19 protein-coding genes are annotated in these 20,326 nt (G+C 60.3%); 11 read left to right on the forward strand and 8 right to left on the reverse strand.

The genetic code is table 11. From position 1 onward, the window contains the following. On the reverse strand, positions 1 to 192 hold a 192-nt coding region (locus BN1800_RS40225), incomplete at its 3' end, for a helix-turn-helix domain-containing protein (protein WP_179213767.1). 338 nt (positions 193 to 530) lie between these two features. On the opposite strand from BN1800_RS40225, the gene BN1800_RS08670 reads away from it, so the two are divergent. The 4 genes from BN1800_RS08670 to BN1800_RS08685 all read left to right on the forward strand — a co-directional run bounded on the left by BN1800_RS08670 (position 531) and on the right by BN1800_RS08685 (position 5,190). Further along, positions 531 to 1,577: a GGDEF domain-containing protein gene (locus BN1800_RS08670; RefSeq protein ID WP_086996508.1), complete on the forward strand. Its 1,047-nt coding sequence runs from the start codon at positions 531 to 533 to the stop codon at positions 1,575 to 1,577. 49 nt (positions 1,578 to 1,626) lie between these two features. Continuing rightward, complete coding sequence (locus tag BN1800_RS08675) at positions 1,627 to 3,510, forward strand: ABC-F family ATP-binding cassette domain-containing protein (protein ID WP_086996511.1); 1,884 nt, start codon at positions 1,627 to 1,629, stop codon at positions 3,508 to 3,510. 118 nt (positions 3,511 to 3,628) lie between these two features. After that, positions 3,629 to 4,555, forward strand: a complete 927-nt coding sequence (locus BN1800_RS08680; RefSeq protein WP_086996514.1) for a Gfo/Idh/MocA family protein — start codon at positions 3,629 to 3,631, stop codon at positions 4,553 to 4,555. Positions 4,556 to 4,638: 83 nt separating this feature from the next. Beyond that, positions 4,639 to 5,190 (forward strand): GrpB family protein, encoded by a 552-nt coding sequence (locus BN1800_RS08685; RefSeq protein WP_086996517.1) that lies wholly within the window; start codon positions 4,639 to 4,641, stop codon positions 5,188 to 5,190. Between the two features lie 10 nt (positions 5,191 to 5,200). Here the strand turns inward: BN1800_RS08685 and BN1800_RS08690 are convergent, their stop codons facing one another. Both BN1800_RS08690 and BN1800_RS08695 read right to left on the reverse strand, forming a co-directional pair. Continuing rightward, complete coding sequence (locus BN1800_RS08690) at positions 5,201 to 5,650, reverse strand: DNA polymerase III subunit chi (protein WP_027507365.1); 450 nt, start codon at positions 5,648 to 5,650, stop codon at positions 5,201 to 5,203. Positions 5,651 to 5,658: 8 nt separating this feature from the next. Further along, positions 5,659 to 7,152 carry a leucyl aminopeptidase gene (locus tag BN1800_RS08695; protein WP_086996520.1) on the reverse strand — a complete coding sequence of 498 codons (1,494 nt, stop codon included), beginning with the start codon at positions 7,150 to 7,152 and terminating at the stop codon, positions 5,659 to 5,661. A 166-nt stretch (positions 7,153 to 7,318) separates the two neighbouring features. On the opposite strand from BN1800_RS08695, the gene BN1800_RS08700 reads away from it, so the two are divergent. From BN1800_RS08700 to rsmA, 7 genes are all read left to right on the forward strand, one after another. After that, a complete protein-coding gene (locus BN1800_RS08700; protein ID WP_280173949.1) occupies positions 7,319 to 8,086 on the forward strand; it encodes a phosphatase PAP2 family protein in 768 nt (255 codons plus the stop codon). Between the two features lie 99 nt (positions 8,087 to 8,185). Beyond that, positions 8,186 to 9,364, forward strand: a complete 1,179-nt coding sequence (gene lptF / locus BN1800_RS08705; RefSeq protein WP_027507368.1) for an LPS export ABC transporter permease LptF — start codon at positions 8,186 to 8,188, stop codon at positions 9,362 to 9,364. Beyond that, complete coding sequence (lptG, locus tag BN1800_RS08710) at positions 9,361 to 10,449, forward strand: LPS export ABC transporter permease LptG (RefSeq protein ID WP_086996523.1); 1,089 nt, start codon at positions 9,361 to 9,363, stop codon at positions 10,447 to 10,449. Before lptF ends, lptG begins: the two co-directional genes overlap by 4 nt. Beyond that, complete coding sequence (locus BN1800_RS08715; protein WP_086996525.1) at positions 10,449 to 12,806, forward strand: LPS-assembly protein LptD; 2,358 nt, start codon at positions 10,449 to 10,451, stop codon at positions 12,804 to 12,806. Before lptG ends, BN1800_RS08715 begins: the two co-directional genes overlap by 1 nt. Positions 12,807 to 12,980: 174 nt before the next feature. Beyond that, positions 12,981 to 13,931 carry a SurA N-terminal domain-containing protein gene (locus tag BN1800_RS08720; protein ID WP_027507371.1) on the forward strand — a complete coding sequence of 317 codons (951 nt, stop codon included), beginning with the start codon at positions 12,981 to 12,983 and terminating at the stop codon, positions 13,929 to 13,931. A gap of 5 nt (positions 13,932 to 13,936) precedes the next feature. Continuing rightward, on the forward strand, positions 13,937 to 14,959 hold the full coding sequence (gene pdxA / locus BN1800_RS08725) for a 4-hydroxythreonine-4-phosphate dehydrogenase PdxA (RefSeq protein ID WP_086996528.1): 1,023 nt from the start codon (positions 13,937 to 13,939) through the stop codon (positions 14,957 to 14,959). Continuing rightward, positions 14,959 to 15,786, forward strand: a complete 828-nt coding sequence (gene rsmA / locus BN1800_RS08730; protein WP_086996530.1) for a 16S rRNA (adenine(1518)-N(6)/adenine(1519)-N(6))-dimethyltransferase RsmA — start codon at positions 14,959 to 14,961, stop codon at positions 15,784 to 15,786. The genes pdxA and rsmA overlap by 1 nt, the downstream gene beginning before the upstream one ends. On the opposite strand, the gene gmk is transcribed toward rsmA, so the two are convergent. The 5 genes from gmk to BN1800_RS08755 all read right to left on the reverse strand — a co-directional run bounded on the left by gmk (position 15,783) and on the right by BN1800_RS08755 (position 20,276). Then, complete coding sequence (gene gmk, locus BN1800_RS08735) at positions 15,783 to 16,445, reverse strand: guanylate kinase (protein WP_027507374.1); 663 nt, start codon at positions 16,443 to 16,445, stop codon at positions 15,783 to 15,785. The genes rsmA and gmk overlap by 4 nt on opposite strands. A 3-nt stretch (positions 16,446 to 16,448) precedes the next feature. Next, entirely contained in the window at positions 16,449 to 17,336 is an 888-nt protein-coding gene (locus BN1800_RS08740) for a YicC/YloC family endoribonuclease (RefSeq protein WP_027507375.1), read from the reverse strand. A 14-nt stretch (positions 17,337 to 17,350) separates the two neighbouring features. Further along, positions 17,351 to 18,571, reverse strand: a complete 1,221-nt coding sequence (mltG, locus tag BN1800_RS08745; RefSeq protein ID WP_086996533.1) for an endolytic transglycosylase MltG — start codon at positions 18,569 to 18,571, stop codon at positions 17,351 to 17,353. 117 nt (positions 18,572 to 18,688) lie between these two features. Then, the gene (gene fabF, locus BN1800_RS08750; RefSeq protein WP_086996536.1) at positions 18,689 to 19,951 is read right to left on the reverse strand and encodes a beta-ketoacyl-ACP synthase II; all 1,263 of its coding nucleotides are present in this window, start codon (positions 19,949 to 19,951) and stop codon (positions 18,689 to 18,691) included. An 88-nt stretch (positions 19,952 to 20,039) separates the two neighbouring features. Then, the gene (locus BN1800_RS08755; RefSeq protein ID WP_027507378.1) at positions 20,040 to 20,276 is read right to left on the reverse strand and encodes an acyl carrier protein; all 237 of its coding nucleotides are present in this window, start codon (positions 20,274 to 20,276) and stop codon (positions 20,040 to 20,042) included. Positions 20,277 to 20,326 lie beyond the last annotated feature (50 nt).

The raw sequence follows: 20,326 nt of genomic DNA on the forward strand, positions 1-20,326 counted from the left end.
TGGCAGCTCCGCCTTGAGGTCTGCGAGCTGCTTGTTCTGGTCGATGGCGCTCAGCCGCCGCGGATCGGAACGGTGTCTTTCCAGGCGCTTCTGTTCGAGGCAGGTGTTGTAGACGAGGCGGCAGCACCCGATGGTGCGGCGGAACAGGCGGGCCTGCTCCCCGTCGGGGTAGATGCGGAATTTGTACGCCATGCGCTCTTTCATCGCAGACGACGCTACCGCGTTCACCTTATGTTCGAAAGCCGCCGACGGCGGAATGATGAACGGTTCCCGGATGTTGCCAGGAAGATGCCTTCCCGACCGCGCCTTACCCTCACCTGAAGGAAAGTGTTTGCGGCGCGAGTGTGATCAGGAAATTTCATGGGCGCCATTGTTTCGAGTTGCAGCGCTTCAAGGTTGCATTAACTTCATTTCAGTGATCCGTAATAAGCGAGACAAAACAACTGAAAATTCAAGATATTTTAAAATATTGACGGCATAACAGAGCGCAAAGCCGCAGCCGGATAGCGCTGGCACAGCGAGGGACCGTCATGCAGAATGCAACTAGAAATGCAATGCAGCACGAGGGCGCCCGCCCTGCTGCCTTAACCGATACCCAGAAGATCGCGCAGCACATGGCGCGGCTGAGCATTGCCGGCCTGCCGCGGAACTACGAACTGCTCTACGAGGCGGTTGCCGGTCACAATGCGGCGCTTGCCAGCGACATCGCAGCACTCGGCTCCCATCCGCAGCAGGCGAAGCTCGATGCACTTGGCCTGCAGTATCGCCTCGTCAGCCATTGCGGGCTTGCCGCGGAAGCCGCCGGCAGCGAAGCTGGCAAACTCCTTCGGGAAGCCGCCGAACGGCTGGCGGATGGCGTCAGGCAGAAGCACGCCTTTTTGCGCGCCGCGGAGGCCCTGCTGGAATCGATCTCCGGCAATGGCGACCAGAGTCTTGCAGCCTTCATGAGCGAGATGGAATTCCTCGCGGCATCGCTCACGAGCGTGCTTTCGTCCGAAGCGGGACTCGAGGTCAAGCTGCTTGCCGATGCCGAACGCATCGAGATGCTGGAGCGCGCGATGTCCGCCGTGCAATCGGCATCGGTGACCGATGCGCTGACGGGCCTGCCAAACCGCATCGCGCTGACGAAGGCGATCGGCGAACTTTACGAGCTCAAGGAAGGCGTCGCCGGCGGTGCGCTAATCATGGTCGATATCGACGACTTCAAGCAGCTGAACGCCAAATATGGCGTGCAGGCCGGCAACAAGCTGATGAAGAAGCTCGCCGACCTTTTCCGCAAGTCCATCAAGAAGAACGATCATGTTTCGCGCACCGAAGGTGACGAGTTCGGCTTCCTGTTTGCCAATGTGGGTATGCGCGAGGCGCTGGCGATCGCCGAGCGGCTGCGCCATTCGGTGGAGGACAACATGGTTTTTGCGACCTCCGACAAGGGCGATCCCGGCAGGCTCACCATTTCTCTCGGTATCGCGCTGAGTTCCGACGCGGCAACGCCCGCGCAACTGGAGGCCAATGCCCGTGTCGCGCTTCTTGCCGCCCAGTCCAATCGCCGGCAGCCTGTACAAGCTTTCGGCCGCTAATATCCGCACGGTCTTGCCTTGATCGCGGCTTTCGGCCAAAACGCCGCGCATGATCACGATTACCGACATCTCCGCCCGCATCGCCGGGCGCCTTCTCCTCGACAATGCCAGCGTCACGCTTCCGGCGGGCACGAAGGCTGGCCTTGTGGGGCGCAACGGCGCGGGCAAATCCACGCTCTTCAGGATCATCACCGGCGATCTCGGCGCGGAGACGGGCTTGGTTTCCATACCGAAAAACGCCCGTATCGGCCAGGTGGCGCAGGAGGCGCCGGGCACGGAAGATTCGCTGATCAACATCGTCCTTTCCGCCGACAAGGAGCGCGCAGCACTTCTTGTCGAATCCGAGACCGCGACCGATCCGCATCGCATTGCGGAAATCCAGATGCGCCTTGTCGACATCGACGCGCATTCGGCGGAGGCGCGCGCGGCGAGCATTCTCGCGGGTCTCGGCTTCGACCAGGAGGCCCAGCAGCGCCCGGCCTCGGCGTTCTCCGGCGGCTGGCGCATGCGCGTTGCGCTTGCCTCAGTGCTCTTTGCCGAACCGGATCTGCTGCTTCTCGATGAGCCGACGAACTATCTCGACCTCGAAGGCACGCTCTGGCTGGAAGACTATGTGCGGCGCTATCCGCATACGGTCATCATCATCAGCCATGACCGGGACCTTCTGAACAACGCCGTCAATTCGATCATCCATCTCGACCAGAAGAAGCTGACCTTCTACCGCGGCGGCTATGATCAATTCGAGCGGCAAAAGGCGGAAGCTGACGAACTGCAGACAAAAGCGAAGGCCAAGAACGAAGCCGCGCGCAAGCATCTGCAGAGCTTTATCGACCGCTTCAAGGCAAAGGCTTCCAAGGCGCGCCAGGCGCAGAGCCGCGTCAAGGCGCTCGAACGTATGGGCACCGTCGCCGCAGTGATCGAAAGTCACGTCCAGCCGATTACTTTCCCGGAGCCGGAAAAGCAGCCCGCGTCGCCGATCGTCGCGATCCAGGGCGGCGCCGTCGGTTATGAACCGGGCAAGCCAATCCTCAAGAGCATCAGCCTCCGCATCGACAACGACGACCGCATCGCGCTGCTCGGCTCCAACGGCAACGGCAAGTCGACCTTCGCGAAATTCATCGCCGGTCGGCTTTCGGCCGAAAGCGGCGACATTAAACTCGCACCCAGCCTGAAGATCGGCTTTTTCGCCCAGCACCAGCTCGACGATCTCGTTCCCGACGACTCGCCGGTCGCGCATGTGCGCCGCCTGATGCCCGCGGCGCCCGAGGCCAAGGTGCGCGCCCGTGTTGCGCAGATGGGGCTTTCGACGGAAAAGATGTCGACCGCCGCCAAGGATCTCTCCGGCGGCGAGAAGGCTCGCCTGCTGATGGGGCTTGCCGCATTCCACGCGCCGAACCTGCTCATCCTTGACGAGCCGACCAACCACCTGGACATCGACAGCCGCCGCGCATTGATAGAAGCGCTTAACGACTACGATGGCGCCGTCATTCTCATCTCGCACGACCGCCATCTCATCGAGGCGACGGTCGACCGTCTCTGGCTGGTCAACAACGGCACGGTTTCGGATTTCGACGGCGATATGGAGGAATACCGCAACCTCGTTGTCTCTTCGGGCAAAAAAAAAGACGAAAAGCCTGAGCTGAATGACGAAGCGTCCTCCAAGGCGGATCAGCGCAAGGCGAATGCCGGCAAACGTGCCTCGCTTGCACCGCTTAGGAAAAAGATCAACGAAATCGAATCCTTGACGGCGAAGCTGGAGAAACAGATTCAGGCTCTCGATGCCGAGCTTGCCGATCCCGCGCTCTACGAAAAGACACCGGCAAAGGCCAGCGAGAAAGTCAAGCAGCGTGGCGAGGCAGCAGCAAAACTCGCAGCCTCCGAAGAGCAGTGGCTCGAGCTTTCCGCCGAATATGAGGACGCCATGGCGGGCTAACCGCAGCGCCTTGTCGATCTGCAGGTGACAACGCCGCTTGCCCGGCGGTAACATTCTGATAAAACACCGCGCAATAAATCATACTTTTGAGCGAAACACCGAACGCGAGCTTTATCCCATGTCACCCATCAACCTCGCCATCGTCGGCGTCGGCAAGATCGTCCGCGACCAGCACCTTCCCTCGATCGCCAAGAACCCGGATTTCAAGCTTGTCGCGACGGCGAGCCGCCACGGCACCGTCGATGGCGTCCAGAGCTTCACGTCCATAGAAGCCATGCTCGACGCGGTGCCGGCGATCGATGCGGTGTCGCTTTGCATGCCGCCGCAATATCGCTACGAGGCAGCCCATAAAGCGCTTTCCGCCGGAAAGCATGTCTTCCTCGAAAAGCCGCCGGGCGCGACATTGAGCGAGGTCGCCGACCTCGAAGCGCTGGCGGCCGAAAAGGGCGTCTCGCTGTTTGCAAGCTGGCATTCACGTTACGCGGCTGCGGTCGAGGCCGCGAGAGCATTCCTCGCCTCGACCAAGATCGAAAGCGTTCACGTCGTCTGGAAGGAGGACGTGCGCCACTGGCATCCGAACCAGGACTGGATCTGGCAGGCCGGTGGGCTGGGCGTTTTCGATCCCGGCATCAATGCCCTGTCGATCGTCACCCATATCCTGCCGAAGGCGATCTTCCTGACGAGCGCCACGCTGGAGTTCCCGGAAAACCGCGACGCGCCGATTGCCGCCGACCTGCATTTCAAGAATGCCGACGACGTTCCGGTTCACGGTGAATTCGACTGGCGCCAGACCGGAAAGCAGAGCTGGGACATCATCGCCGAGACGGCAGCCGGGACGATGGAGCTTACGGAAGGCGGATCGAAACTCTCCATCAACGGCGAGCTGAAATTCTCCGCGCCGGAGGAGGAATATCCTCAGCTCTACCGGCGTTTTGCGGAAATCGTCAAGGCGGGCAAATCCGACGTCGATCTCGCGCCGCTGCGCCACGTCGCCGATGCTTTCATGCTCGGCAAGCGGAAGTTCGTCGAGGCGTTTCACGACTGACCGGCAGATCGCCGGCCAGATGCCAAACCGGCCGTTGAATGTTAGAGTGACGAGATCGACCCTCGCCAAGGACGTCCAATACCATGCCGCAGGAGCAAGACGAGTCTTTTGGATTGGGCGTGCGGCATCTGACCGTCACGCTCGCCGCTCCCGACGCGAGATGGCAGAAAGCCTATGCGCTGGAAGAGGTTAGAATCCGAGGTGCGCTCGGATCTCTGGCGCTCGACATCCAGCATTTCGGCAGCACCGCCATCCCGGCGATCAAAGCAAAACCAATCATCGACATTCTGATCGGCATCAGACGTTTCGAAGACGGGGCGACCTGTATCGGACCGATGGAGCGGATCGGCTACGACTATGCTGGAGCAGACGTCGTGCCCAACGATCACATCTTCGGCCGCGGCATCAAGGGCGAAACGCGTACGCATCTCGCCCATATCGTCGAACATAACGGTTATAACTGGAAGCGGAATATTCTTTTCCGCGACAGGCTTCGGAGCAATCCAGCTCTCGTCAAATCCTACGAAGAACTGAAGATCGATCTTGCGCGGAAGTATGCCGAGAATCGCGCCGCTTACACCGCGTCGAAGAAGGCCTTCATCGACAAAGTCGTAACGGACGGTGATCTCGCCTGACCTTCGGCGGTCAGGCCTTCTTCTCCCAGCGTCCCTCCGGCGTCTGCTGCCAATAGGTGAGGCTGTGCCCCTCGCCTTTCAGCTTCTTCCATTGGGCGCGCGCGGCTTCGAGTTGTTCCTGGTCGTATCCGTCGAACATGAAGACGATCCGTTCATAGGTGTCGACCGGCGGCGGTTCGGCGGCGTCGACGACGAAACGCACGGTCGCGGCGTTGGCGTTTCCAGCGGATGCCGTCAGCAAGACGGGCTGGTCTTCGGCAAGTTCAGCCTCATCCGTGCCATGCGGCAGAAAACTGTCTTCACGGAACGTCCAGAGATGCGCATCGAGCGCGTCCCTTCGGGCCGGCTCCTTCACCTGGATCGCGACACGCCAGCCGCGCCCGACGCTCTTGTCGACGAGCGGCGGCAGGGCGTCTTCCAGCTTGGATTCGGTCAGATGATAGAACAGGACTTCCGTCATGCGCGCGATCAGGCTTCGTAGTGGTCGCGCACGAGGCGATCCAGCAGCCGGACGCCAAAGCCGGAACCCCAGGACTGGTTGATCTCATCCAGCGGCGAACCCATTGCGGTGCCGGCGATATCGAGATGCGCCCAGGGGGTGTCCTGCACGAAGCGCTTCAGGAAATGCGCCGCCGTGATCGAACCCGCGTAGCGGCCGCCGGTGTTCTTCATGTCGGCGAACTTGCTGTCGATCATCTTGTCGTATTCCTTGCCGAGCGGCATGCGCCAGACCTTCTCACTCGTGGAGAGGCCGGCCTCCGTCAATCGGCTGGCAAGCGCGTCATCGTTCGAAAACAAGCCGGCATGGACGCTGCCGAGCGCCACGACGACGGCGCCCGTCAGCGTCGCGAGGTTGATCATGAACTGTGGCTTGAAGCGGTCGTTGCAATACCACAGTGCGTCGCAGAGCACGAGACGGCCTTCGGCGTCAGTGTTGATGACCTCGATCGTCTGGCCGGACATTGAGGTGACGATATCGCCCGGGCGCTGGGCATTGCCGTCCGGCATGTTTTCGACGAGGCCGATGATACCGACGGCATTGACGGCTGCCTTGCGGGCGGCAAGCACATGCATCAGGCCGGTGACAGCGGCCGCACCGCCCATGTCTCCCTTCATGTCCTCCATGCCTGCCGCCGGCTTGATCGAGATGCCGCCGGTGTCGAAGACGACGCCCTTGCCAACGAAGGCGACGGGACGCTCCTTGGCCTTTCCGCCCTTCCACTGCATGATGGCAAGGCGCGGCGGACGAGCGGAACCTTGGGCGACGCCGAGCAACGCCCCCATGCCGAGACGCTTCATCTCGCGCTCCGTCAGGATTTCGACCTCGACGCCGAGTTTTTCCAGCTGCTTTGCCTTTGCCGCGAACTCGACGGGGCCGAGCACGTTCGGCGGTTCGTTCACGAGATCACGCGCAAGGTTGACGCCATCGGCGACAACTTCAGAATCGGCAAAGGCCTTCGTTGCGCCGGCCGCAGCGGCGGTAATGATGGTGACCTTGGTTGCCTTGCCGTTCGCCTTGTCCTCGTCGTCGGTCTTCTTCGTCTTGTAGGTATCGAAGCTGTAACCCCGCAGCAGAATGCCGAGCGCGAAATCCGCGGCAATCTTTGCATCGATATCAACGCCTGGGGCATCAATGAAGATGGTCGCCTTCTCGACGCTCTTGATCTTCGAGGCAGCCGTACCGCCTGCCTTCAGCCAGTCATGCGCCGTCAGTTCTTCGGCCTTGCCGAGACCGATCACGATAAGGCGTTCGGCCGGCGAGCCTTCGGGGGCGACAATATCGAGCGTGCTCACCGGTTTTGCCGAGAATTTCGCAATTTTCATGGCCCTAGCGATGACGCTGGCCGGGTCGGCGATCTCGGCTCCCGCAGCCAAATCGGCGTCGCTTGCCTTCAGCAGAATGCTCAGTCCGCCGCTGATCTTGGCCGACTTTGAAAATGAGATATCGAATTTGGCTGCCATGTCTTCTCCATTCGGATTCTGTGGAATCCAACCGGCGGCGATAATTTCGGGTTTCAGCGCTGAAAACAAGCGTGATCTGGAAACCATGGACAAATCTGCAGGACCGAGTCAAAAAGCAACTGTGCTTGCTATGGCGCGCCGGAAACCATGAGAAGAATGCCCTGACGTGACCGCTAGTCTTGCAGACAAGTCATCCGCCCAAGCTCGCTTTCCATCCAGCGCGGGATATATTTTTATAGCGCTCTTCTGTCTGTGGTGGGTGCTGCTTCTGATATTCCATTCTTTCCCGCAGGTCGATATCGTTGCCTCGTGGCATTTCTTTCTCGTCGAGACCTGCAAACCCTCGAACGCAGCGGCGCAGATTTGCGGACATTTCCCCTCACGTCAGCCCTTTCTGGAAACGCTCAGAACGATTTTCTTTCGGCTGCCGTATGTTGTGGGGGCCTTTCAACTCGCCCTGCTGATTGCGTGCTACCGGCATCACGGCGGAACCTTCAACGCGCTCCGGGCCCGAAACCTCAAAGTCGCCCTGGCATCACTGCTGCTTGGACCCGGCCTGATCGCGAACCTCATCCTTAAGGCACATTGGGGCCGGCCGCGGCCGATCGAGACCCTCAACTTCGGCGGCAGCTTCGATTTCGTGCAGGCGGGATCGCTTGCCGGAAAGTGCATGTCGAACTGTTCGTTTGTCTCCGGAGAGGCGGCAAGCGCCGGCTGGCTGCTCTGCCTCGTCATGCTGATACCGCAACCGGCGCGAACCGGACTGTTTTTGCCGATTCTGGCGATCTCTATCCTCACGCCGCTGATGCGGCTTTCCTTCGGCGCGCACTACCTGTCCGATCTCGTGCTCGGCTGGCTTTTGGCGATTGTGGTTTTTGCCGGTGTCTATGCGTTTACCGATTCGTCACACCGGCCAAAAAATTCTGAAATTTGAGTGAAATTTTGACACCTGCTTGTCGCAAATGCGCAGCAAACAGCTTAGATGGGTTCCTGCTGCGATGCCTCCGCTTCGCAGGTGCTTTCAAGGGCAGGCATGAAACTACTAGAGATCTACATATTGCGGCGCGTCGGCCAGATGTTTCTCGTAGCGCTGCTGCCGGTGCTCGCGATCATATGGACGACCCAGGTCCTGCAGCGTATCAACCTGGTCACCGATAGCGGTCAGTCGATTGGCTCGTTCGCCAAGCTTGCGACGCTGATCCTGCCATCGATCATTCCTGTCGTCCTGCCCTTCGCCATTGTGATCGGCGTCACTCAGACGCTGACGACGATGAACAACGATTCGGAGCTGACCGTTATCGATGCGGCCGGCGCAAAACGGAACATCATCATCCGCCCGATCCTGCTGCTTGCGGCCGTGATAAGCATATTCTCCTTCTTCGTCGACAACGTCGTCGAGCCGAAGGCTAAGACCGGCGCGCGCCAGATGATCGCGGCAGCCTATGCCGATCTGCTGTCCACCGTCATCGAAGAGAAGAACTTCCGCAGGATCGATGAAGGTCTCTACGTGCAGATTTCGGAACGGTTGGCAGGCCGCGTGCTGAGGGGCCTGTTCGTCGTCGACGAGCGCGATCCCGCCTTCGACATGATCTATTACGCACGCGAGGGCGCGGTCGACGATGCGGGAACATCACTCATCATGCGCGACGGCGAGGTTCAGCGCAAAGCCCGTGACGGCAACGTCTCCATCATCAAATTCGACTCCTATTCCTTCGATCTCTCCGATCTGACGCAGAACCGCGGGCAGGCGACGCTTCGGGCCAGCGACCGCGATCTGGCCTTCCTGTTCAATCCGGATCCTGCCGACAAGGATTACATCGCCAAGCCCGGGTCGTACCGCGCTGAACTTCACCGTCGGCTCAGCGATTGGGTTCTGCCTTTCGTTTTTGCGCTGATTGCGCTGGCGGTCGCCGGTGACGCGCGGTCGCATCGCGAGGCGCGTCTCCATCCGATGGTCGCGGCTCTGACCCTTGCCTTCGCCCTGCGCTGGGCGTCGTTCTACGCGGCAAACCAGATCGACACGGATCCGTTCTACATCAGCGTGCTGTATGCGATACCCGTCGTGGCCGGCATCGCCGCTATCGTCTTCCTCAGCATGCACAAGCGTCTTTTGATTCCAGCCGCCGTGGGAGAACGCGCCGCCGGCATCTGGCATAGAATCGAGCGACTGCTGCCTTCCGCAATCGGAAAAACGCCCGGAGGCCGCGCATGATCTTCGGCACCCTAGGACGCTACTTCTTCCGCCGGTATCTTGCGATCACGATCTGGTTCTTCCTCGGAATCATCTCGATCGTCTACCTTATCGATTTCAGTGAGACGGCAGGCCGGATGTCGGGCCTGCCGGGCTATACAGTTGCCGGAGGCCTGCTGATGACGGCCGTCAGGCTGCCGCTCATCATCCAGCAGACCGTGCCTTTCATAGCGCTCTTCGTCGGGATGACCGTGCTGATCGGATTGAACCGCAGGTATGAACTGGTGGTGGCGCGCGCAGCCGGCATCTCGGTGTGGCAGTTCATGTCGCCTTTCATCGCCGGCGCCTTCCTGCTCGGCATCCTGACGATGACCGTCATCAATCCGCTCGCGGCTTGGGGTCAGCGGCAGGCAGCACTCGTGGAAACCGATTGGCGCGGCCAGGAAAAAGCAACAAGCAACAAGCCGCTGGTTCCCTGGCTGCGCCAGATCAGCGGCCAGGACGACGTCATCATCGGCGCGCGCACGATTCAGGAGAACGGGACGCTGCTGATCGATGCCGTTTTGATCCACTTCGATTCGGCCGGCCGCGTCATTCTGCGACAGGACGCAGCTTCGGCAAAATTGGAAGATGGTTACTGGCTTCTTAAGAACATTACCGAACGCCGGCCAGGCGAAATCGCGGTTCGAAAGGATACTCTTCAACTTCGCACCAATCTGAAACAGGATTTCGTCCAGGAACGGTTGACAGCGCCTGAAACCATTGCCTTTTTTGATCTTTCCAATCGAATAGCAATTGCCAAATCCTTCGGCGTCCCGACGAAGGCACTGGAGACGCAATTCCACTCATTGCTGTCCCAACCGCTGCTGCTTGTCGCGATGACTCTCATTGCTGCAACAGTGTCGCTAAAATTTAGCCGGTTCAACCAGTCGAGGTCGGTGATTCTGGGTGGAATCCTTTCGGGCTTCGTGCTTTATGTCGTCAACGTGCTTGTAAAGGCATTTGGAAGCAGCGGAGTCGTACCGCCTTTCGTGGCGGCCTGGATTCCGGTCGTCGTCGCATTGGCTCTCGGCGCAACGATTCTGCTTCATCAGGAGGACGGCTAGTGGCGGCAGGCGACCGCAAGACTTTTAGTAAACAGTTGGTTGCCCTGCTCGCAGGGACGACTCTGCTCAGCTATTCCGGAAACATTCCCGCCGTATTCGCGCAAGATTCGACGCTGCAGAGGCTGCAGCCGAGGGTCGATCCCGAAGCGAAGATGATGCTTTCGGCCAACGAGCTCGTCTACAACCGCGATCAGCAGATCGTCTCCGCAATCGGAGGCGTACAGATCAACTATGCGGGCTACAAAATGGTGGCCCAGCGTGTGGAATACAACCAGAAGACGGGCCGGATGATGGCGATCGGCAATATCGAGCTGATCAGCCCCGACGGCAATCGCATGTATTCCGACAAGCTCGACGTGACAGACGACTTCGCCGAAGGCTTCGTCAATGCGCTGCGCATCGAGACTACGGACAACACGCGCATCGCCGCTGAAAGCGGCGAGCGGGTCAACGACAATCTGATGATCCTCAACAAGGGCGTTTACACGGCATGCCTTCCCTGCGCCGAACGCCCGGAACGCCCGCCTTTCTGGCAGGTCAAGGCCGAGCGCGTCATCCAGAACGGCGAAAAACATACCATCCGGCTGGAGAAGGCACGCTTCGAACTGCTCGGTCATCCGATCGCCTTCCTCCCCTGGATCGAGGTTCCGGACCAGACGGTCAAGCGAAAGTCCGGCTTCCTGTTCCCCAGCTTCAGCACATCGCAGAACCTCGGCTTCGGCCTGACGGTTCCCTACTACTACGTTTTCTCGCCGAGCATGGACCTGACAGTCAGCGGCACCGGCTACACGAATCAGGGCTTCCTGCTCGATGCTGAGTTCCGGCAGCGTTTCGAAAACGGCACGCATACGCTCCGCGTTGCGGGCATCAACCAGATACATCCGCAGAGCTTCACCGAGGACACGAGCGACCGTGAAGCCGATAACCGCGGAATGATTGGGTCCCAGGCAGAGTTCAAGATCAATCCCCGCTGGACATTCGGCTGGGATGTCATGGTGCAGAGCGACAATAACTTCTCGCGTACCTACGAACTCAAAGGCTTCAACGAAACGACCCACAACAACCAGGTTTATCTGACGGGTCTCGGCAAGCGGAATTACTTCGACATCAGATCGTTCTATTTTGACGTCCAGGATGCCGATCCCGATAGCGAGGCAGAAAAAGAGCAGGCGATCGTCTATCCGGTGATAGACTATCATGCCGTGGCACCGCAGCCGCTTGCCGGCGGCGAGCTGTCGCTCGATGTCAACTTTACGAATATTTCGCGCACCCACGACAGCTTCTTCCTCAACCCTGTGGGCGAAAACCGCTTCCCAGGCCTCGAGGGACACACGTCCCGCCTGACGGGCGAGTTGGAATGGAAGCGTACTTTCGTGACGCCCCAGGGCGTGCTTATTACGCCTCTCATCGCCGCACGAGGCGATGCACTCGCGCTCAATATGGACGATCCAAGCGTGCTTGGAACTTACGACGGCAATTACGACGACGGCAAAAGCGCAACGCGCGGAATGATCACCGCCGGCCTGGAAGCGCGCTATCCTATCCTGATGACCACGGCAAACAGCACGCACGTCTTCGAACCGATCGCACAAGTCTACGCCCGTCCCGACGAGCCGCTGGCAGGCGCCCTACCCAACGAGGACGCGCAAAGCTTCGTTTTCGACGCGACGTCGCTTTTCGAGCGTGACAAGTTCTCGGGTTACGATCGCATCGAGGGCGGCACGCGCGCCAATATTGGCTTCCAGTACACCGGCACGTTCGACAACGGCTACAAGCTTCACGGCATTTTCGGCCAGTCCTATCAGCTTGCCGGTCAGAACTCGTTTGCCGAGGACGATCTCGTGAATGTGGGGGCGGATTCGGGTCTCGAGACCACACGTTCCGACTATGTCGGACTGGCCGGTGTGGAGACGCCGCAGGGGCTTTCCTTCGCCGCCTCGTACCGCCTGGACGAGGAGGATCTTTCCTTCCGTCGCGGCGATCTGACGACCGGTTTCCAGACCGATACGTTCCAGAGCCAGCTTCTCTACACCCATATTTCCGCACAGCCGGACTACGGGTTTGCTGAAGACAGCGATGAAATCCAGGCCAAGGCAACGGTCAAGTTCAAGGACTACTGGTCCGTCTTCGGTGGCATCGCATGGGATCTCAACAACGATGTCGTCAGCAGGAAGACACTCGGCCTTTCCTATGAAGACGAATGCACGATCTTCACAATCGCCTATAGTTCGAAACGCGATACGAGCGACCAGTCGGCAAGCGATTGGAGCATCGGTGCCAGACTCACGTTCCGCACGCTTGGCGATATCAACGTTGGATATTCTGACGATATCGAAAAGAATATCTACAATAATTGATCGCGACATTGGACGGCGAAAGAAAGTGGGGCCTTTCTTTCGCCGCAACACTATGCAGGACATTGCCGTCAATCGGGTTATGAGGCATAGGGATGTCGCTTGGCGGTATCCGGCCTCGGCAAAGCTGTGTACACGCGCACTTGCTGCCGCAGCGTCTATGGGAAGGATTGACACATGATTGGCGCGAGAAAAATTGTCACAACTCTGTTTGCCGGAGCTGCCTTGTGCGTGCTCGGGGCGCTTGTTCAGCCCCAGGGCGGTTCCGCTTTTGCCGCCAGCGAAGTCAAGGCCGTCGTCAACGGGGTGGCGCTGACCACAGGCGACGTCGCAACGCGCCAGGCGTTCCTTCGTCTCCAGCGCCAGAAGGCCGATGCGAAGACGGCAGAAGAATCGCTTGTTGAGGAAACCCTGAAGCGTCAGGAAATCTCGCGGGTGCGCATGTCCGTCTCCCAGGATGACGTCAACGCGTCCTTTGCGCGCTTTGCATCCGGAAACAAGCTCTCGACCGAGCAGCTTACCCAAGTTCTCACTCAGGCCGGGGTCGGCGCCGATCATTTCAAGCAGTATATTGCAGTGCAAATGAGCTGGCCGCGTGTCGTCAATGCGCGCTATGGATCGAGTGCCCGCATGTCGAGCAGCGATCTCGTCAGTCGCATGATGGAAAACAACAAGCAAAAGCCGGTCACGACCGAATACATGCTTCAGCAAATCATCTTCGTCGTGCCGCAAGCGAAGAAGGGCATTACGGGCAAGCGCAAGAGCGAGGCCGAAGCCTCACGTTCGAAATATCCGGGCTGCGAACAGGCAAAGGTCTTTGCAGCAACAATGCGCGACGTCTCGGTCCGCGAACTTGGCCGCATCCTGGCGCCCGAACTTCCGGCCGAGTGGAAGCCATTGGTCGAGCAGGCCAAGGGCAATACCACGGCGACCCGCGTGACGGACAAGGGCGTGGAGTATCTTGCGATCTGCAGCCAGCGCGAGGTGTCCGACGATACAGCCGCTGAGATCGTTTTCCGGCAGGAAGACCTCGACAAGGCCAAGGCCGGCAAGAGCGCGCCGGAAAACGAAAACGCCGCCAAATATATGGAAGAGCTGCGCAAGAAGGCGCAGATCATCTATCGCTGACCGCCGTGGCTACCCCATTTTCGCGCCCGCTTGCGCTGACGCAAGGCGATCCGGCCGGCATCGGCCCGGACATAACCCTGATGGCCTGGCTGAGGCGGCGTGAGCTTGGCCTGCCACCTTTCTTTCTGATCGGCGACCCAGACGTGCTGGCGGTAAGAGCGCGGCAGCTCGATCTTTCCGTCGCGATAGCTGAGGCGAGCGCTGCAACGGCTGCGGATGTCTTTGCCGATGCCCTGCCCGTCCTGCCAATTCCTGCCGGCGTCGAAGTGGCCGCCGGCGAGCCGCATGTTGCGACGGCGCCTGCTACGATCGCCGCGATCGAAACCGCCGTATCGCTGGTCGTCAAAGGCGAGGCGGCAGGCGTCGTCACCAATCCCATCGCCAAAGCCGTCCTTTACGAGGCTGGCTTCAAATTTCCGGGACATACTGAATTTCTTGCCGATCTCGCTACCCGCGCGACCGGCAAACCGGTCAGGCCCGTTATGATGCTGGCGGGCCCCAAGCTGCGGGCGATCCCGGTTACCATTCATATCCCGATCAAGGACGTTCCCCAGGCTCTGAGCGGCGAACTGATTGTGGAAACGTGCCGCATCGCACACGCCGACCTCCGAAAGCGCTTCGGCATCGAGAGACCGCGCCTTGCCGTCGCCGGTCTCAATCCGCATGCTGGCGAAAGCGGAACGATGGGACGCGAGGACGAAGACATCATTCATCCCGCCATACAGCTTCTTCGCTCCGAGGGCATCGACGCGATCGGCCCCCTTCCCGCCGATACCATGTTCCACGACGAGGCCCGCGCCCGGTATGATGTCGCGGTCTGCATGTATCACGATCAGGCGCTGATCCCGGTCAAGGCGCTTGGCTTCGACGATTCCGTCAATGTGACGCTCGGCCTGCCCTTCGTGCGGACATCGCCGGATCACGGAACGGCATTCGGTATTGCCGGTAAGGGCCTTGCGCGCGAACAGAGCCTGACTGCCGCCCTCAAGCTTGCAGCCCATCTCAGTCGTTCGGCGGAACATCGCTGATGGCCGCACTTGATGGTCTGCCGCCGCTTCGGGACGTGATTCAGCGTCACGGCCTCGATGCGCGCAAGGCGCTCGGGCAAAACTTCCTTCTCGACCTCAACCTGACGCAGAAAGTGGCACGCACCGCAGGATCGCTGGAAGGCTGTACCGTGTTCGAGGTAGGCCCTGGACCCGGTGGGCTGACGCGTGCCATCCTGGCGCTAGGGGCGAAGAAGGTGATTGCCGTCGAGCGTGATCCGCGATGCCTGCCCGCGCTAGCGGAAATATCGGACCACTACCCTGACCGGCTCGAGGTTATGGGCGGCGATGCGCTGAAGACCGATTTCGAGGCGCTGGCCCCCGAGGGACCTGTCAAGATCATCGCCAATCTTCCCTACAATGTCGGTACGCAACTGCTGGTGAACTGGCTGCTGCCAAAGGAATGGCCGCCGTTCTGGGAATCCCTGACGCTAATGTTCCAGAAGGAAGTTGGTGAGCGTATCGTCGCCGCACAGGACGACGACCACTATGGTCGGCTCGGCGTGCTTTGCGGCTGGAGGACCGATGCGTACATGGCCTTCGACGTCTCGCCGCAGGCCTTCACGCCGCCGCCGAAGGTGACGTCGACGGTGGTGCATCTGACGCCGAAGGAAAACCCCATCCCCTGCGCCGTCGCCAACCTTGAAAGAGTAACGCATGCTGCCTTCGGTCAGCGGCGCAAGATGCTACGCCAGAGCCTCAAGCCGCTGGGCGGCGAGAGCCTGCTCAATAAGGTAGGCATCGATCCGCAGCGCCGCGCAGAAACGCTTTCCGTCGAGGAATTCTGCCTGCTTGCGAATTCGCTTTAGAGAGCGGGCGTTTCTTCCAGCAATTTGGTGACGAAATCGTAGATGCCGTGCCGCCGGTCGCGGCGCAGGCGTTCGGCCTTCACGATCGACTGGACGGCGTCGAAGGCGGTGTCGAGGTCGTCGTTGACGATGACATAGTCATATTCCCGCCAATGGGAGATCTCGGCGCGTGAATTGGAAAGGCGCTGGGCGATGACCTCTTCCGAATCTTCGGCACGCCGGTGAAGGCGCGACTGCAATTCAGTCATCGTCGGCGGCAGGACGAAGATCGACACGACGTCTGCCGACATCTTCTCCTGCAGCTGCTGGGCGCCCTGCCAGTCGATATCGAAAAGCATGTCGCGGCCTTCGGCCATCGCAGCTTCCACCGGCTCGCGCGGCGTGCCGTAGAAATTGCCGTGCACTTCGGCCCATTCCAGCAGCGCATCGGAATCGCGCAGCCGCTCGAATTCGCGAATGCTCTTGAAATGGTAATGAATGCCCTCGACCTCGCTCGGGCGCCGCTGGCGGGTCGTCACGCTGACGGAGAGGCCGATCTGCTTGTCCTGTGCCAGCAGCGTCCTTGCGATCGTCGACTTGCCCGCGCCCGACGGCGACGAGATGACGAGCATCAGACCGCGGCGGGCGATCGGAACGGGCGAAGCTTTCGCCGGTTTCATGTCCTACTCCAGATTCTGGACCTGTTCGCGGAACTGGTCGATGACGACTTTCAGTTCGATGCCGGCAGCCGTAACCGCCGAGGCATTCGACTTGGAACAGATAGTATTCGATTCGCGGTTAAATTCCTGTGCAAGGAAATCGAGCTTGCGGCCGACCGGACCACCGCGGCCCAACAGATCGCGCGCAGCCGCGACATGCGCCTTCAGCCGGTCGATCTCTTCGCGAAGATCGGCCTTGGTCGCGAGCAACGCCGCTTCCGCATGCAGCCTGTCGCGGTCAAGCGCGCCTATCCCGTCCATCAGCAAGGCAACCTGCGCCTTGATGCGCGAGGAAATCTCCTGCGGCGTGCGCGACGGGTCGCGCTCGATCGCATGCGTCAGGTCTTCGATCGTCGAGACGTGATTGAGCAGCACGCGGGACAGCGCGGCGCCCTCCTGCTCCCGCATATGCTTGAGGTCGGCGAGCGCGGCGAACAGGCCGTTGGTGATGTCTGAATCGCGCGCGGCGATCTCTGCCTCGCTGTCCTCAGTCTCGCGAAACTCAACGAGCCCGCGGATGGAAAGCAGTGTATCGAGGGTCAGCGGCGCCGGATCGATGACGCCTGCAAGCTGGTCGCGCATGGCGAGCACGTTGGCCAGCGCTTCCTGGTTGAGAACAGTTTCGAAGCGGTTCTCGCCGGCCGAGACCGAGAGGTTGACCTGCATGTTGCCGCGGCTGAACTGTTCGCCCGTGACACGGCGGACATCGGTTTCCATGCGCTCGAGGCCGGGCGGCAGGCGAAGCCGCAGGTCAAGCCCCTTGCCGTTGACCGACCGCAGTTCCCATGCCCAGCGCCAGCGGCCGCTCGTTCCCTCGCGCCGCGCAAAACCAGTCATGGACTGCAAAGCCATCCGAGCCTCCGAAATCAATTCGTCTTCTTTTTCTTCTGCTGAGCCGGCGGCTCGGCCTGAGCTTCCGGCTGGCCGTCGACCACGATATTCGGATCGGCGCCCTTGTCAGCTGCAAGCTTGCGCCAGCGCTTGACATTGGCATTGTGTTCTTCAAGCGTCGCCGCAAAAACGTGGCCGCCGGTGCCATCGGCAACGAAATAGAGATCCGCCGTCTTCCACGGATTAGCAACTGCTTCCAGGGCATCGCGGCCAGGATTTGCGATCGGCGTCGGCGGCAGGCCCTTGATCAGGTAAGTGTTGTAAGGCGTTTCCTTCTTGAGGTCCGACAGGAAGATCGGCCGGTCGGCGGGCTTTCCGTCGCCACCGAAGAGGCCGTAGATGATCGTCGGATCGGACTGAAGCCGCATGCCTTTGGCGAGCCGGTTGAGGAAAACGGACGCGACGTGCGCGCGCTCATCCGGAATACCTGTCTCCTTCTCGATGATCGAAGCGAGTATCACGAACTCTTCCTTGGATTTCAGCGAGACCGAAGGATCGCGCTTCTCCCAGATCTGATCGACGAGCTTCGTCTGTGCCGCGGCCATCTGGTCGATGATCTCGGGGCGTTTCGTGCCGCGGGAGAACTTGTAGGTGTCGGGACGCAGGCTGCCTTCGGGTGGCAGCGCCGTCGGCAGCTCGCCTTCGAGGACGGTATCCCCGTTCATGCGGTTGAACATCTGGCGCACCGTCAGGCCCTCCGGGAAGGAGATCGAATAGAGGATCGATTTGCCGGACTTCAGCAGTTCCATGATGTCGTTCATGGAAGCCTTCGCCTTGATCTCGTATTCACCGGCCTTCAGGCTCTCGCCCTCTTTCAGGTACGTCGCCGTGAGGTAGCGGAAGATGCGGGCATCGGAGACGATGTTGTTGCGCTCGAGATTGGTGGCGATCTCCGAAAGACCGGCGCCGCTGCGCACGATGAAATTGGTGTTCGTCTCCAGCGGACCGGGTTCCTGGTAGCTGGAGATCGCGTAATAGAACGCGAAGATGCCGGCGGCGCAGGCAAGCACGACCATCGTCATCAGGAAATTCAGGAAGATGACGACCTGGCTGCGCGCCTTCTTCGAGCGCTTCGGCGGCTCCGGAACGCGTTCCGGGCGCAGCGCTTCATTGGGCGACTTCGGAATGATCGGCCCATTCTGCGCAGGCTGGCTGTTGTGGCCCGCCGCGTCGTTGCTCTGATTCGTATCGCTCACCGGCAATCCTCTAAACTTGGCCCTGTCCGCTGTTTTAAGAAGCAATACGGCAAAAAGCAGGTAGGGCCATCCTCCCGAAGGTACTGGCCCGTCCTCCTGTCGCTTCAAAAACCGCCGTCAGGCGGTGTAGCGGCGCAGCACCAGCGATGCATTCGTACCCCCGAATCCGAAGGAATTCGAGAGTGCGACATTGATTTCTCGCTGACGAGCCTTGTGTGGAACGAGATCGATGGCGGTTTCTCGCTCGGGATTATCGAGATTGAGCGTCGGCGGGGCGACGTTGTCGCGGATCGCAAGCGTCGCAAAGATCGCCTCGATGGCGCCTGCAGCCCCCAGCAGATGACCGGTCGCCGACTTTGTCGAAGACATCGAAATCTTTGACACCGCGTTGCCGACCAGACGCTCGACAGCGCCAAGCTCGATCGTATCGGCCATGGTCGACGTGCCGTGCGCGTTGATGTAATCGACATCCGCAGGCGTCAATCCGGCGCGCTTCAGTGCCATGGCCATGCAGCGCTGCGCGCCGTCGCCGTCTTCCGCCGGTGCGGTGATATGATAGGCGTCGCCCGAGAGGCCGTAGCCGACGACTTCCGCATAAATCTTTGCGCCGCGCGCCTTGGCATGTTCCAACTCTTCGAGAATGACGATGCCAGCTCCCTCGCCCATGACGAAGCCGTCGCGGTCACGGTCGTAGGGACGCGACGCCTTCTCAGGATCGTCATTGTGCTGCGTAGAAAGCGCCTTGCAAGCCGCGAAGCCCGCGAGCGATATGCGGCTGACCGGCGATTCCGTTCCACCCGCGACCATGACATCTGCGTCCCCGAGCGCGATCATACGGGCGGCATCGCCGATGGCGTGGGCGCCGGTCGAACAGGCGGTGACGACCGAGTGGTTCGGCCCTCTCAGCTTGTGGCGGATAGAGACCTGACCGGATACGAGGTTGATCAGACGGCCGGGGATGAAGAAGGGCGAGATGCGGCGCGGACCCTTATCACGCAGCGTATAGCCCGCTTCTACGATGCCCTCGATGCCGCCGATGCCTGAGCCGATCAGCACGCCGGTCGCGATTTGATCCTCATCATTGTCAGGATGCCAGTTGGCGTCGTTCAGTGCCATGTCGGCGGCGGCCATGCCGAAGATGATGAAGGGATCGACCTTGCGCTGCTCCTTCGGCTCCATCCAGTCATCCTGGTTGAACGTGCCGTCGGTGCCGTCGCCAACCGGAATGCGGCAGGCGATCTTGGCAGGAAGGTCGCCCACCTCGAATTCGGTGACAAGACGAGCGCCGCTGCGTCCGGCGAGCAGCCGCGACCACGTCACGTCAGTTCCGCATCCCAAGGGTGATACCATGCCGGTACCAGTGATGACGACCCGTCTCATCGACAGCTTCCCCGCCTGTTCTTTCGCTAACGCAATGCACAAACAAAAAGGGCGGACTCATGGCCCGCCCTTTGAAAATCACACAGGATTAAGCCTGGGCCTTTTCAATGAACTTTACTGCGTCGCCGACCGTGAGGATCGAGTCTGCTGCATCGTCCGGAATTTCCACGCCGAATTCTTCTTCGAAGGCCATGACCAGTTCGACCGTGTCGAGCGAGTCAGCGCCCAGATCGTCGATAAAGCTGGCGCCCTCGACAACCTTCTCGGCGTCGACGCCAAGATGATCAATAACAATTTTCTTTACGCGTTCTGCGATATCGCTCATGTCGGTTTCCTCGACCTTATATCCTGATGAGAATGCCTTCCGGCATCCCT

The organism is Rhizobium sullae, from assembly GCF_900169785.1.
In the GTDB taxonomy this organism is placed as follows: domain Bacteria; phylum Pseudomonadota; class Alphaproteobacteria; order Rhizobiales; family Rhizobiaceae; genus Rhizobium; species Rhizobium sullae.

Excerpts from the sequence above, each read along its gene's own strand:
- BN1800_RS08670 (WP_086996508.1), top strand. The coding sequence starts at position 531 with ATGCAGAATGCAACTAGAAATGCAATGCAGCACGAGGGCGCCCGCCCT.
- BN1800_RS08675 (WP_086996511.1), top strand. The coding sequence starts at position 1,627 with ATGATCACGATTACCGACATCTCCGCCCGCATCGCCGGGCGCCTTCTC.
- BN1800_RS08680 (WP_086996514.1), top strand. The coding sequence starts at position 3,629 with ATGTCACCCATCAACCTCGCCATCGTCGGCGTCGGCAAGATCGTCCGC.
- BN1800_RS08685 (WP_086996517.1), top strand. The coding sequence starts at position 4,639 with ATGCCGCAGGAGCAAGACGAGTCTTTTGGATTGGGCGTGCGGCATCTG.
- BN1800_RS08690 (WP_027507365.1), bottom strand. The coding sequence starts at position 5,650 with ATGACGGAAGTCCTGTTCTATCATCTGACCGAATCCAAGCTGGAAGAC.
- BN1800_RS08695 (WP_086996520.1), bottom strand. The coding sequence starts at position 7,152 with ATGGCAGCCAAATTCGATATCTCATTTTCAAAGTCGGCCAAGATCAGC.
- lptF (WP_027507368.1), top strand. The coding sequence starts at position 8,186 with ATGAAACTACTAGAGATCTACATATTGCGGCGCGTCGGCCAGATGTTT.
- lptG (WP_086996523.1), top strand. The coding sequence starts at position 9,361 with ATGATCTTCGGCACCCTAGGACGCTACTTCTTCCGCCGGTATCTTGCG.
- BN1800_RS08720 (WP_027507371.1), top strand. The coding sequence starts at position 12,981 with ATGATTGGCGCGAGAAAAATTGTCACAACTCTGTTTGCCGGAGCTGCC.
- rsmA (WP_086996530.1), top strand. The coding sequence starts at position 14,959 with ATGGCCGCACTTGATGGTCTGCCGCCGCTTCGGGACGTGATTCAGCGT.
- gmk (WP_027507374.1), bottom strand. The coding sequence starts at position 16,445 with ATGAAACCGGCGAAAGCTTCGCCCGTTCCGATCGCCCGCCGCGGTCTG.
- BN1800_RS08740 (WP_027507375.1), bottom strand. The coding sequence starts at position 17,336 with ATGGCTTTGCAGTCCATGACTGGTTTTGCGCGGCGCGAGGGAACGAGC.
- fabF (WP_086996536.1), bottom strand. The coding sequence starts at position 19,951 with ATGAGACGGGTCGTCATCACTGGTACCGGCATGGTATCACCCTTGGGA.
- BN1800_RS08755 (WP_027507378.1), bottom strand. The coding sequence starts at position 20,276 with ATGAGCGATATCGCAGAACGCGTAAAGAAAATTGTTATTGATCATCTT.